Origin of the sequence: Virgibacillus sp. LDC-1 (assembly GCF_030137545.1) — a bacterium.
Lineage (GTDB): Bacteria > Bacillota > Bacilli > Bacillales > Amphibacillaceae > LDC-1.
The window spans coordinates 40917-54237 of record NZ_JARUVL010000018.1 but is presented as its reverse complement, the minus strand read 5'-3'; the positions used below and the strand labels follow the sequence as shown (position 1 = coordinate 54237).

Annotated in this window: 13 protein-coding genes, 2 tRNA genes and 1 rRNA gene; 13 read left to right on the top strand and 3 right to left on the bottom strand. The window is 38.4% G+C overall.

Annotated features, from left to right (window positions below):
- The first annotated feature begins 103 nt into the window (after window positions 1–103).
- From rrf to tsaD, 8 genes are all read left to right on the top strand, one after another.
- Window positions 104–219: ribosomal RNA gene (gene rrf / locus QBK89_RS13235) — 5S ribosomal RNA — on the top strand.
- Between the two features lie 142 nt (window positions 220–361).
- Window positions 362–438 (top strand) — tRNA-Met (locus tag QBK89_RS13230).
- A 104-nt stretch (window positions 439–542) separates the two neighbouring features.
- Window positions 543–619, top strand: a tRNA-Asp gene (locus QBK89_RS13225).
- Between the two features lie 197 nt (window positions 620–816).
- Complete coding sequence (gene thiL, locus QBK89_RS13220; protein ID WP_284141535.1) at window positions 817–1788, top strand: thiamine-phosphate kinase; 972 nt, start codon at window positions 817–819, stop codon at window positions 1786–1788.
- An 8-nt stretch (window positions 1789–1796) separates the two neighbouring features.
- Window positions 1797–2252 (top strand): tRNA (adenosine(37)-N6)-threonylcarbamoyltransferase complex ATPase subunit type 1 TsaE, encoded by a 456-nt coding sequence (tsaE, locus tag QBK89_RS13215; protein WP_284141534.1) that lies wholly within the window; start codon window positions 1797–1799, stop codon window positions 2250–2252.
- Window positions 2253–2272: 20 nt separating this feature from the next.
- On the top strand, window positions 2273–2980 hold the full coding sequence (tsaB, locus tag QBK89_RS13210) for a tRNA (adenosine(37)-N6)-threonylcarbamoyltransferase complex dimerization subunit type 1 TsaB (RefSeq protein ID WP_284141533.1): 708 nt from the start codon (window positions 2273–2275) through the stop codon (window positions 2978–2980).
- A complete protein-coding gene (gene rimI, locus QBK89_RS13205; protein WP_284141532.1) occupies window positions 2973–3419 on the top strand; it encodes a ribosomal protein S18-alanine N-acetyltransferase in 447 nt (148 codons plus the stop codon). The genes tsaB and rimI overlap by 8 nt, the downstream gene beginning before the upstream one ends.
- Window positions 3419–4429: a tRNA (adenosine(37)-N6)-threonylcarbamoyltransferase complex transferase subunit TsaD gene (gene tsaD / locus QBK89_RS13200; RefSeq protein WP_284141531.1), complete on the top strand. Its 1011-nt coding sequence runs from the start codon at window positions 3419–3421 to the stop codon at window positions 4427–4429. The genes rimI and tsaD overlap by 1 nt, the downstream gene beginning before the upstream one ends.
- A 324-nt stretch (window positions 4430–4753) precedes the next feature.
- On the opposite strand, the gene QBK89_RS13195 is transcribed toward tsaD, so the two are convergent.
- On the bottom strand, window positions 4754–6676 hold the full coding sequence (locus QBK89_RS13195; protein ID WP_284141530.1) for an ABC-F family ATP-binding cassette domain-containing protein: 1923 nt from the start codon (window positions 6674–6676) through the stop codon (window positions 4754–4756).
- Between the two features lie 252 nt (window positions 6677–6928).
- Here QBK89_RS13195 and moaC point away from each other — a divergent pair, with 252 nt between their 5' ends.
- Complete coding sequence (gene moaC / locus QBK89_RS13190) at window positions 6929–7423, top strand: cyclic pyranopterin monophosphate synthase MoaC (protein ID WP_284141529.1); 495 nt, start codon at window positions 6929–6931, stop codon at window positions 7421–7423.
- 2 nt (window positions 7424–7425) lie between these two features.
- Entirely contained in the window at window positions 7426–8073 is a 648-nt protein-coding gene (locus QBK89_RS13185; RefSeq protein ID WP_284141528.1) for a redox-sensing transcriptional repressor Rex, read from the top strand.
- A gap of 340 nt (window positions 8074–8413) precedes the next feature.
- Here the strand turns inward: QBK89_RS13185 and QBK89_RS13180 are convergent, their stop codons facing one another.
- Window positions 8414–8614 (bottom strand): YdiK family protein, encoded by a 201-nt coding sequence (locus QBK89_RS13180; protein WP_284141527.1) that lies wholly within the window; start codon window positions 8612–8614, stop codon window positions 8414–8416.
- Between the two features lie 4 nt (window positions 8615–8618).
- Window positions 8619–9359 (bottom strand): CPBP family intramembrane glutamic endopeptidase, encoded by a 741-nt coding sequence (locus QBK89_RS13175; RefSeq protein ID WP_284141526.1) that lies wholly within the window; start codon window positions 9357–9359, stop codon window positions 8619–8621.
- A 329-nt stretch (window positions 9360–9688) separates the two neighbouring features.
- Between QBK89_RS13175 and groES the strand changes: the two genes are divergently transcribed.
- The 3 genes from groES to dnaN all read left to right on the top strand — a co-directional run bounded on the left by groES (window position 9689) and on the right by dnaN (window position 13209).
- Complete coding sequence (gene groES / locus QBK89_RS13170; RefSeq protein WP_284141538.1) at window positions 9689–9991, top strand: co-chaperone GroES; 303 nt, start codon at window positions 9689–9691, stop codon at window positions 9989–9991.
- A 51-nt stretch (window positions 9992–10042) separates the two neighbouring features.
- On the top strand, window positions 10043–11677 hold the full coding sequence (gene groL, locus QBK89_RS13165; RefSeq protein WP_284141525.1) for a chaperonin GroEL: 1635 nt from the start codon (window positions 10043–10045) through the stop codon (window positions 11675–11677).
- A 401-nt stretch (window positions 11678–12078) separates the two neighbouring features.
- A complete protein-coding gene (gene dnaN / locus QBK89_RS13160) occupies window positions 12079–13209 on the top strand; it encodes a DNA polymerase III subunit beta (protein WP_284141524.1) in 1131 nt (376 codons plus the stop codon).
- Window positions 13210–13321: the final 112 nt, after the last annotated feature.

The window sequence follows — 13321 nt, the reverse complement described above, 5'->3', positions numbered from 1 at the left end:
TTGGTAGAACTCTTATTTAGTTTTTAGGGTATAAATAAAAAACCCTTGCATTTTCTTTGGAAAATGCCTATAATATATCTTGTCTTTCCTTTAAAGACATTTGTCTGGTAGCGATAGCGAAGAGGCCACACCTGTTCCCATGCCGAACACAGCAGTTAAGCTCTTCAGCGCCGATGGTAGTTGGGGCATTGCCCCTGTGAGAGTAGGACGCCGCCAGGCGAAACATATTATTTTTAATATCGCGGGGTGGAGCAAGCCGCAAGCATCATCGAAAAACGACTATGTGCAGGCTTGTGAGGAGTGCAACGACGAACAGTAACTGTCAACAGTTGCATGACTACATTCAATTTATTCTTATTATCGCGGGGTGGAGCAGTCTGGTAGCTCGTCGGGCTCATAACCCGAAGGTCGCAGGTTCAAATCCTGCCCCCGCAACCAAATTGTTTATGCTTCATTAAAATAAATCACTTCCTGTTCGTTGAAAACAAGAAGTGCTGTAAAGTGCGAATTACTTTTTTGCTAGAAATATATTTTCTGTAAATGGTCCGGTAGTTCAGTTGGTTAGAATGCCTGCCTGTCACGCAGGAGGTCGCGGGTTCGAGTCCCGTCCGGACCGCCATTTATACTTTACATTTCCACTATACATATAACACATGATGCCATTTGGCATCATGTGTTTTTTCGTTACATGGATCTTTTTTAATAGATGCACAGTGTAAGTAAAGTAAAAGAGTTTATATGATAATTCTTAGAATGAATCTGATATACTGAAATTATATTTGCTTTATTGTTAAAGATGAGTAGGAGTGTTTAAAAATGGACGAGTTTTCCTTTATCCGCTCGATTACACCAAAAAGCTATAAACAAAATTCGGTGATTAAGGGTATTGGAGACGATGCAGCAGTGTTTCGACAGGCCGGAATGGATATCGTTACATCCGTAGATACCTTTGTGGATGGAGTTCATTTTTCAAAGCATACGATGAACGCTACACATATTGGATACCGAGCATTGGCTGCTAATTTAAGTGATTTAGCTGCAATGGGAGCAGTTCCTGCCTTTTATTTCGTCTCTGTCGTAATTCCGAAAACGTGGAGTAATGCTGATATTTCCGCTATTTTTGCTGGAATGAGAGAGCTTGCCACACACTATCAAATGGATTTAATGGGTGGAGATACGGTTTCTGGCAAGGAATTAACTTTGTCGATAACGGTAGTTGGTTTTGTTGAAAAGGACAAAGCGAGATATCGCAATGATGCTAAAACAGGAGATATTGTTTTTGTAACTGGGACTTTAGGTGACTCGCAAGCAGGTTTTCATATCATAGGGCATCCCCAAAAAAAATATAAAGATGCCAATTATTATATACAACGTCATCGGACTCCTTTTCCACAAGTTTCCCTTGCAAGGGAGTTGCGTGCTATAAAAAGAGTAGCTTTAAATGATATTAGTGATGGAATAGCTAGTGAGGCGAATGAAATTGCGGAAGCTTCCATGGTAGACATCCACTTGTTTGAATCCTCTATTCCTGTTTATCCGTCCTTCGATCAGTTTTCCAAGGACCAACAAAAAAAGTGGAAATATTATGGTGGAGAGGATTTTGAATTAGTTGGAGCGGTGGCACCATCGGATTGGAAAATCGTTGAAGAGGCTGCTAAAAAAACAAATACGCTGGTCACTAAAATAGGTTGCGTCTCAAGCGCGCATGAAACAGCAAATGTTTTTTTACATAGCAAAAACAATCAGATAAATCGTTTAAAAAAAGATGGGTATACTCATTTGAAGTAGGTGATAACATGAAAGAGATTGAAATCAATGTAGCAACTAGAGAGGAAACATTACAAATTGCTGAACGACTGGCCTTGTTGCTAAAACCTGGAGATGTACTTACATTGGAAGGGGACTTAGGAGCAGGTAAGACGACCTTTACAAAAGGGCTAGCAAACGGGCTGGGTGTCAAGCAAACGGTAAACAGTCCAACCTTCACGATTATAAAAGAATACGCTGGTGAGCTTCCTCTATACCATATGGATGTATATCGATTAGAGCATTCAGAGGAAGATATCGGCTTTGAAGAGTATTTTTACGGTGATGGGATAACGGTAGTAGAGTGGGCGCAATTTATTGAAGACTACCTACCTAAGGAAAGATTAAATATTACAATAGAACATGTGGATGAGCATCGTCGACGGATGATATTCCAACCACAAGGGCTTCATTTTGAGGTTATTGTAAATGAACTAATTGGATAAGATGTGAGGAGCTACAATCAATGTATATACTTGCAATAGATACATCGAACAATGCGTTAGGTGTAGCAATTTTAAAGGATGACCAATTAATTGGTCAAATCATCACAAATATGGCGAAAAATCATTCGGTGCGATTAATGCCTGCGGTTGATCAATTAATGAAAGAAGTGCAAATTACTCCAGAGCAATTAGAGAAGATTGTCGTTGCTCAAGGTCCTGGCTCTTATACTGGTGTTCGCATTGGATTAACGACTGCGAAAACGTTAGGGTGGGCATTGAACATCCCCGTAGTCGGCGTTTCCAGTCTGAATGCTTTAGCATTTCAAGGCAGGTTTTCACAGTCTGTTATTTCCCCTTTCTTTGATGCGCGCCGTGGGTTAGTTTATACAGGCTTATATGAGTGGCGTGCAGGAAAAATGCACACACTCTTGGATGACAGGAATATTTTACTAACAGATTGGCTAGAAAAATTAAAAGCTTTGCAGAAGTCGGTTTTATTTTTAAGTCCTGATATGGAGAAGCATCAGGAGGTTATTTTAGCGCAATTAGGAGACTTAGCGATTATTCCCGAAGAGCCTTTCCACCATACTAGTCCAGCTTATCTAGCTTATGCTGGTAAAGAGCTTTCAGGTGATACGGTGCATGCACTAAAGCCGAATTATTTACGTCTTGCAGAGGCAGAGGCAAATTGGCTTAAAGCGCAAGGAGAACATCGACAGGATGGCTGAGCTAACGATTCGAAAAATGGAAATAGCAGATATTGACCAGGTAGCAGTAGTAGAGGAAGCTTCGTTTACTAGTCCATGGCCACCAGAGATATTTTATCAAGAAATCGTAAAAAACGATCACGCGCATTATTTTGTGGCAATCATTGACGATGTAATTATTGGTTATGCTGGTTTATGGTCCGTATTTGAAGATGCACAAATAACGAATATCGCCATTTCACCAGCTTATCGTGGCAATAAGTATGGAGAGAAGTTATTTCAATTTACTGTTCAGCAAGCAATGCAGTTAGGAGCCACCAGGCTTTCTTTGGAAGTCCGGCTTTCGAATATTGTGGCACAACGTATGTATCAAAAATTTGGACTTGTACCAGGTGGCATACGTAAAAATTATTATTCCGATAATCAAGAGGATGCGGTAGTAATGTGGGTGAATTTATAATGAAAAAGGATACGTATATTTTAGGAATCGAAACGAGCTGTGATGAAACAGCAGTAGCAATCGTTAAAAATGGAAGCGAAATTATTACAAATGTGGTCGCTTCGCAAATTGAAAGTCATAAACGATTTGGTGGTGTTGTTCCAGAGATTGCTTCTCGTCACCATGTAGAACAAATTACGCTCGTTCTAGAAGAAGCGATAGAACAATCCAAGCTAAGCTGGGATGACATTGATGCCATTGCAGTAACAGAAGGGCCAGGGTTAGTTGGGGCATTGTTGATCGGTGTGAATGCTGCGAAAGCAATAGCATTTGCCAAACAAAAGCCTTTAATTGGTGTGCATCATATAGCAGGACATATTTATGCCAATCGTTTTGTTGCTGATTTTCAATTTCCATTGCTCGCATTAATCGTTTCAGGTGGCCATACCGAGCTTGTCGTTATGAAAGCGCATGGTCAGTATGAAGTGATCGGTGAAACACGTGATGATGCAGCTGGGGAAGCATATGATAAAGTAGCAAGAATGCTTGGCTTGCCATATCCCGGTGGTCCACAAATAGACCGCCTTGCTGCCCAAGGTGAAGCAACGATTGATTTCCCACGGGCCTGGTTAGAAGAGGGAAGCTTTGATTTTAGTTTTAGTGGCTTAAAGTCAGCAGTTATTAACTTTATTCACAATGCAAAGCAGCGTGATGAAGCATTAAAGAACGAAGATATTGCAGCAAGCTTTCAAGCAAGCGTTATTGATGTGCTGACAACAAAGACCTTTCAGGCAGCCAAAAAATATCAAGTGAACCAGGTTATCGTTGCTGGAGGTGTCGCTGCTAATAAAGGATTAAGAAATGCATTAGTTAACAGATTTTCAGAAACCGATATCCCATTAGTTATTCCACCATTACAGCTTTGTACAGATAATGCGGCAATGATTGCAGCTGCAGGAACGATTTCTTTTGAACAAGGAAAACGCGCAGGATTAGATTTAAATGCGAATCCGTCTTTACCATTAAGATAAACAGTTATCCACAACCGTGTGGGTAAATAAGGTAAAACGGGATAGAAATAGCATTGACTTTGTGGAGAGAATAGTGGATAAATCAATTATTTTCTGTGGATAATGTGTATAACTTTGTTAATATCTTGATGTAAAGCCTTTTTTCAGTGGATAGACCTGTGGATTATCTGAATAACTTATAATATTGATTAATAACGTAGAAGGGTGAGATTTCATTCCAAGGAGCCTTCTTTAAATAATTGATCAAAAAAATCCGAACGATGATTCCGCATGTAGCGATGAATCAGTTCGGATTTTTAATTAGTAAAAGAAAATTTTCCTATTTTACGCTTCTTGCAGTGCAGTCCATTCTTCCATTTGTTGTTCAATTTCCTGTTTCACACCATTTGCTTCCTTCGTCAGTTCTAATGCTTTTTCATGGTCCTGATAAACAGCAGGGTCAGCCATTTGCTCCTCTAAAAGAAGTAGCTTTTGTTCCAATTCCTCGATCGATTGTTCGAGCTTGGCAATTTGCCGCTCTATTTTCCTACGTTCACTTTGTAGCTTTTTTTCCTCTTGAAAGGTCCGCTTATTCGTATCTACTTCTGTTTCCTTTGTTTCCACATTTTCTAATTGTGCATACTCTAATTCTTCCTGCTTTTTTTCGATATAGTAATCATAGTTCCCTAAATAAAGGGTGACGCCATCCTTCTCCATTTCAACGATTTGATCAGCAATCGTATTAATAAAATAGCGGTCATGGGAAACAAATATAATTGTCCCCGGAAAGTCAATTAGCGCTGCCTCTAATACTTCCTTGCTATCTAAATCTAAATGGTTGGTCGGCTCATCTAAAATAAGTAGATTTGCTTTTTTCATACGCAGCTTTGCAAGTGCAAGTCTTGCCTTTTCTCCACCACTTAATGCATAAACAGGCTTTAATACATCATCTCCTGAAAACAAGAAATTGCCTAAAACGGTGCGAATATCCTTTTCATTAATTGTTGGATGCTCGTCCCAAAGCTCCTGTAAAACGGTTTTGTTGGAGTTGAGATTCGCTTGCTCCTGATCATAAAAGCCGATTTCCACATTTGTTCCAAGTTGAATCGTTCCTTGAATAGGCTTTAGCTTACCAAGTATGGTTTTTAGAAGCGTTGTTTTGCCAACACCATTCGGACCAACAATGGCTACTCGGTCACCACGTTGTAGCTGTAAGTCAACACCTTGAAAAAGAGGTGCGGCATCCTCTTCATATTGAAAAGCGAGTTGCTTTATTTGAACAACATCGTTTCCGCTTCGTTTGTTTACTTGAAAAGAGATGGAAGCAGAAGATTCATCTCCTAATGGTCGGTCCATTACGTCCATTTTCTCTAATTGCTTTCTTCTGCTTTGTGCACGTTTTGTAGTTGATGCACGAACGATATTGCGTTGGATAAAATCTTCCATCTTTTTAATTTCCGTTTGCTGCTTTTCAAATTCCTTTAGATCCTGTTCATAATCGAGTGCTTTTTGCTCTAAATATTTCGTGTAGCTCCCTTTATAACGCTTCATGCGATGGCGTGATATTTCATAAACGATAGACACAGTCTTATCTAAGAAATAGCGATCGTGAGAGACAATCACTACTGCGCCAGGATAAGCAGAGAGATAGCTTTCTAGCCAAGCTAATGTATCAATGTCTAAGTGGTTCGTTGGCTCGTCTAAAATAAGCAGCGCAGGCTTTAGTAACAGTAATTTACCTAAGGCTAATCTTGTTTTCTGACCGCCACTAAGCTCGCTAATTGGTGTTTCATAATCATAGTTTTGAAAATGAAGCCCTGTTAGAACGGCTTTGATGTCGGCTTCATAGCTATATCCACCGTTTTCTGAAAAGGCATGCTGTAACCGGTCATATTCCTGGAGAATTTTCTCGTACGCTTCAGGTGTGTGTGAAGAAGCGTCTGCCATCTTTTGTTCTAATAAGCGTAACTCCTTTTCTTGCGCGATTAACGATGCAAATACAGCCTGCATTTCATCCCAAATGGATTGATTGGACTCTAAACCAGTATGCTGGGACAAGTAACCAATGGTAAGCTCCTTCGGTTTAAACAATTCTCCTTCATCATAGGTTTCTTCACCAGCCATAATTTTGAGTAAGGTTGATTTCCCTGCACCATTTCGGCCGACAATGGCAATACGGTCCTGATCCTTTATTTCAAGCTTTATATTATGAATGATTTCTTCTGCGCCATAGGATTTACCAATCCCGTTTAATTGCATAATTATCATACGTCTCACCTCAATATTATCAGTGTATCGCATATTGAAACGGACAGGCAATACTATTGTGAAATAAATCACGACTTTTATAGGGTTTTCTGCTAGAATAGAGGCAGGATCATTCGATTACTGAAATAAATATAAATAATGAGATTATCGCTGCTTCCAAGGTGGAGAAAGTATATTGTTTTACTTATTTTTGTTATAATACGTGGGGATGAATTTGGAACGCTTTCTATCTCTTTTAGAGGAGTTGAGTATATGTCAGATTTCACCCATTTTAATGCCCAAGGTAGAGCACGGATGGTCGATATTAGTCATAAGCAGGAAACCGAGCGGGTTGCGCTGGCAAGAACTAGTGTCCACGTCTCAAGAGAAATATACGAGCGAATTACTGCGAAAACGGTTCAAAAAGGGGATGTTTTAGCTGTAGCGCAAGTTGCGGGCATTATGGCTGCAAAAAAAACATCGGACTGGATTCCGATGTGTCATCCATTACAATTAAAAGGGATTGACATTTCTTTTCAATGGAATACGTTAGACAACAACTACGAGCTCGTCATTGAAGCTTTTGTGAAAACAAAGGGCAGTACCGGCGTGGAAATGGAAGCATTAACGGCAGCTTCTGCCACTGCGCTTACAATATATGACATGTGTAAGGCGATCGATAAAGGAATGGTGATTGGAGAAACCTATCTAATGGAGAAAAAAGGTGGAAAATCCGGTGACTATAAGCGATCGGCCAAGGAGGAATAATTATGGATCAAAGTAAAATCCCACAAGCTACAGCGAAACGTTTACCATTATATTATCGATTTTTGAACAATTTACAGCATCAGGGGAAAACACGCGTATCCTCAAAAGAATTAAGTGAAGCGGTAAAAGTTGATTCAGCGACGATACGAAGGGACTTTTCTTACTTTGGTGCCTTAGGTAAAAAAGGCTATGGCTATAATGTAGAGTATTTGCTTGGATTTTTTCGTAAAACCTTGGATCAAGATGAACTTACCGAGGTTGCACTAATCGGGGTGGGTAATTTAGGAACCGCTTTCTTACATTATAATTTCCTGAAAAACAATAATACAAAAATTGTGATGGCCTTTGATGCGGATAATGAAAAAATTGGACAGGATATTGGCGGTGTTCCAATTTATCATATTGATGAAATGGAGCAGCGACTCACAGGAGTACGGGTTGCCATTTTAACGATTCCAGCTGCTGAGGCGGACGGCGTAACAGAGCGTTTAATAGCTTTGGGTATTAAAGGAATCTTGAACTTTACCCCTGCTCGAATTACAGTACCAGATAATATTCGGGTACATCATATTGATTTGGCAGTGGAATTACAAGCATTGGTTTATTTCTTAAAGCACTATCCTTTAAAGCTAGCAGACGAGAAGGAATAATAGAAGCATGTTGAGAAAAAAATTAGGATCTGAATCAACGCAGTTTGAAAATGGGTTCGCTTTCCTCGGGCGCGGCCTCAACTAACTCGGAAAAATAATACGCTTTTCCGAGTGGATTTTTCGACGTACAGGACGTACTAGCGCAGACGTTGCTACAGGACGTAGCGATTTTAGTCTGCGTTCCCCTGTTGCTGTTCCCGAAGGAGTCTCACCCATTTCAACAGCTAGCTAGATTCTTTAATCTAGTTTAAAGGGTTGCCGTATTACGCTCGGCTTAATTGGAAAAAATTAATTCGTTCTTTAATCGGTTTGCGATAATAGAAAAAGGAGTAGCGTGTCGCTACTCCTTTTTTTGATGCTTTAATTGGAAATGAAGTTTCAATAATCGGATTGCCATGCCTAAATCAAGTGTGGCAAAGATGGCAAATAGCATCGTTGTGAAGTTCCATATTGTTTCCTCAGCGCTTATTATAGCGACATAGATGAAAAAAATGGCCATTAATAAATAGATAATCGCAGATGTTTTCGGTGATATCCGCATGATTTTAGCCTCCAATAAAAATCATTTGTAGCTGATTTAATTGCTCCTGCATCTTTTCGATGTCCTCAGGTGTAAATGAATATTGAACTAACACGGTGATCGTGTTTAATGCCATATGGACGAAGATTGGAACAAGAATTCGTTTTGTTTTGACATATAGAAAAGCGAATACAAAGCCCATGGAAGCATAAATTAATAGATGCTCAGGCTCGCCATGGATAATCCCAAAAATAAACGCAGACATTAGCGCAGCAATGACAAAGTTCGTTCGCTTATAGATCGTACCAAAAATAATTTTTCGGAAAATAATCTCTTCTAAAATTGGTGCTATTATAGCTGGTACAATCATAAATATAGGAATGGCACGCGCAATGTCCATAATCATTTGTGTGTTTTCAGAGCCAGGATTTATCCCGAAAATTTGCATCTCGAGCATGGCGGCGATTCCTTGCGCAAAATATGCCATAAAGAGTCCTAAGACAGACCAAAGGATAAGGTTTCCAAGTGGAGCGCGGTCCCTTGTTTGTGTCATCCGCATATCTGGACGCATTAAGAACAAGACAATTACTAACGTAAGCACAAAGCTTCCGATTGTCCAATAGGTTAACAGAGTAGCAAGCTGTTCTTCTGTCAGAGCTGTTTGAATAAGATCTGGTTGAACAAGACCAACCAGGAACAAAATAATTGGTGCAGATAGTTGCATAAGAATGTAGGTGATAATAACCCACCAATATCGTTTCGTCAAAATAGAACGTCTCCTTTAAATGCATTTTAAGTATATCTATGTTATGACTGTATGGTTCATGTAAGTACATTACATAAATCGCAGCTGACATCAAAGCAGCAATGGGTAGCATGGTTGCAAACGATTTAGCAACGCATCAAATGTTACTCTTACGTATTTTAACATAATTTCGATCCCTGTTATAATAGGAAGACTGATTCGATTTATTAAAAAAAGCGAAAAATGTAATCGTCAACGCTTGCAATTTTTTTCGGAATTATTTATTATAATAATTGGTGTTAGCACTCTATGTAGGTGAGTGCTAATGAATAAAAAATAACTTAAAAAGAATTAAGGAGGTTGTCTACATGATTAAACCACTAGGAGATCGTGTTGTGATCGAACTCGTTGAGCAAGAAGAAAAAACAGCAAGCGGTATCGTATTGCCGGATTCTGCAAAAGAAAAACCACAAGAAGGTAAGGTTGTTGCAGTTGGTGCTGGACGCGTGTTGGAAAGTGGCGAAAAAGTAGCACTTGAAGTAAAAGAAGGAGATCATATTATTTTCTCCAAATTTGCTGGAACAGAAGTGAAATACCAAGGCAAAGAATACTTAATTCTGCGTGAAAATGACGTTTTAGCGATTGTTGGCTAATCCATTCAACATAAAAAATATTCGGTTTGATTTTAAGGAGGGCATTTTAACATGGCTAAAGAAATTAAATTTAGTGAAGACGCTCGTCGTGCAATGCTACGCGGGGTAGATAAATTGGCTGATGCAGTTAAAGTAACCTTGGGACCAAAAGGACGTAACGTTGTTCTTGATAAAAAATTCGGTTCCCCATTAATTACAAATGATGGTGTTACAATTGCAAAGGAAATTGAATTAGAAGATCGTTTTGAAAATATGGGTGCACAGCTTGTATCTGAGGTTGCATCAAAAACAAACGATGTTGCAGGTGACGGTACAACAACTGCAACAGTACTAGCACAGGCTTTGATTCAAGAAGGCTTGAAAAACGTGACATCTGGAGCAAATCCAGTTGGCATTCGTCGTGGAATTGAAAAAGCGGTAGAAACTGCTGTTAATGAATTAAAAGCAATTTCCAAGCCAATTGAAGGCAAAGATTCTATTGCACAAGTAGCTGCTATTTCTTCAGATGATAAAGAAGTAGGTAACCTCATTGCAGAAGCAATGGAACGTGTTGGTAATGATGGTGTTATTACAATTGAAGAATCAAAAGGCTTCTCTACAGAGCTAGAAGTTGTAGAAGGAATGCAATTCGATCGTGGATATGCTTCTCCATACATGGTTACAGATCAAGATAAGATGGAAGCAATTCTTGAAGATCCATACATTTTAATTACCGATAAGAAAATCAGCAACATTCAAGAAGTACTTCCAGTGCTTGAGCAAGTAGTTCAACAAGGTAAGCCATTACTTCTTATTGCAGAGGATGTAGAAGGGGAAGCACTAGCAACATTAGTTGTTAACAAGCTTCGCGGAACATTCAACGCTGTTGCAGTAAAGGCACCAGGATTTGGTGATCGTCGTAAAGCAATGCTAGAAGATATTGCTACATTAACTGGTGGCGAAGTAATTACAGAAGATCTTGGACTAGAGCTAAAGAGCGCTACAATTGAACAGCTTGGTCGCGCTTCAAAAGTTGTTGTTACAAAAGAGCACACTACAATTGTAGAAGGTGCTGGAAATCCAGAAGCAATTTCTTCCCGTGTTGCACAAATCCGTGCACAAGCAGAAGAAACAACTTCTGAATTCGATAAAGAAAAGCTTCAAGAGCGTCTAGCTAAGCTAGCTGGCGGTGTAGCAGTTATCAAGGTTGGAGCTGCAACAGAAACAGAATTAAAAGAACGTAAGCTACGCATCGAGGATGCATTAAACGCAACTCGTGCAGCTGTTGAGGAAGGTATTGTATCTGGTGGTGGTACTGCGCTTGTAAACGTATATAACAAAGTAGCAGACCTAGCACTAGAAGGAGACGAAGCAACTGGTGCAAGCATCGTTCTACGTGCACTTGAAGAGCCAGTTCGCCAAATCGCATACAATGCTGGTCTAGAAGGTTCTATCGTTGTTGATCGCTTGAAGCGTGAAAAAGTAGGTGTTGGTTTCAACGCAGCTACTGGTGAGTGGGTAAACATGATCGATACTGGAATCGTAGATCCAACAAAAGTTACACGTTCTGCACTACAAAACGCAGCATCTGTAGCGGCAATGTTCCTAACTACAGAAGCAGTTGTAGCTGACCTACCAGAAGAAAACGCTGGTGGCGCTGGCATGCCTGACATGGGTGGCATGGGTGGAATGGGCGGTATGATGTAATAATCCGTTCCAACCCTTGATATGAGTGGGTTTGTAAGTAAGATGAGAGTTAAATACTAACATTGAGGAATTTAAATGAGGCTTCTCATAAGTTCACTGAACTTTTGAGAGGCTTCTTTTTTTATTTCTTGCTTGGAAAAGTAACTAAGCTGTCAACATGTTTGAGGCAAGACCAATACTTCAAATTGATATGTAATTTTAGGTGCATTTCCGATGAAGAAATATCAACTGACTACTTTTTTCAGAATTTACAAGTAATAATGAATGTTTATGTTAAAATAAAGTAGAGTTTGTGAACAAATGTTCTTATAAAAGGGGAAGATTACTTGAACAAGAATAAACATGTTAAACGTTGTTGTTATACATTGTATTAAGACGATGAAATAAAGAAGGGGGATTTTATGGAGTTCAAAATAAATAATGACTATTTTAAAAAGGCTGTATTAGAGGTTCGCAATGCAGTGTCGTCCAAAACTACTATACCCATATTAACAGGAATGAAAATAGATGCAAAACCTGATAGTTTAACACTTACAGGAAGTAATTCAGATTTTGTTATAGAAAGAACAATTTCTATAGTAAATGATGGATTAAGTAGATTAGAGATTCTTGAAACAGGCAGTATAGTACTTTCTGCTAAGTATTTAAATGAGATAATTAAAAAATTACCAAATGATATTCATTTTAAAGTAGATGAAAACCAGTTAGCGACTATAAAATCTGAAGAAATTATTACCAAAATGAACGGCATTGATGTTACGGAATACCCATCTCTTCCGAATATCGATTTACATAATATAGTTACGATAAATAGTAATGATTTGATTGAAATTATAAAGCAAACTGTTTTTGCTGCTTCTAAGTATGAAACAAGCCCTGTACTTACTGGGGTAAGTTTTTCTTTCCAAAAAGAACTTCTTACTTGTATCGCAACAAACTCACATAGATTATCCTTAAAAAGACTTAAAATTAAATCAGATTTAATTGGATCCTTTATTGTTCCCAGTTCATCATTAAATGAACTGTTAAAGTTATTCGGTAGTTATACTACTGATATTGATATATTTGCCACAAAAACAAATATTGTTTTTAAGTCAGAAAACATATCTTTCTATTCAAGACTAATTGAGGGTAATTATCCTAGTATTTCAGGATTGTTTTCTCAACAACCAAGTACAATTGTTACACTAGATACAAAGCAATTGTTAGAAGGTATTGACAGAGCTAGTGTTTTTGCAAATGAATGGAGAAACAACAATATTAATTTTCAAATAGACGACAACTCCAAAATCATGATTTCCTCAATGTCATCAGAAATGGGAGAAATTAGAGAAAAACAATACATTAAAAATATATCGGGAGACGAAGAGTTAAGTGTAACTCTTGATGGAAATTTTATGATGGAAGCCTTAAAAATAATAAAGGAAAAAGAAGTGAATTTATGTTTTAATGGTTCAATTAGGCCAATTTTAATTGAACCAATCGGAAATGGCTCTCATTTACAACTCATTTCTCCTGTTAGGACTTATTAAATAAGTAAAATTATCTTTGGAATTTGATGATACGATTCATTTCTTTTAATTTTTATAAATATATTTTTTTGAAGCTTTCTAGAGATAAGAAATACAATTATTAAGAAAGCAA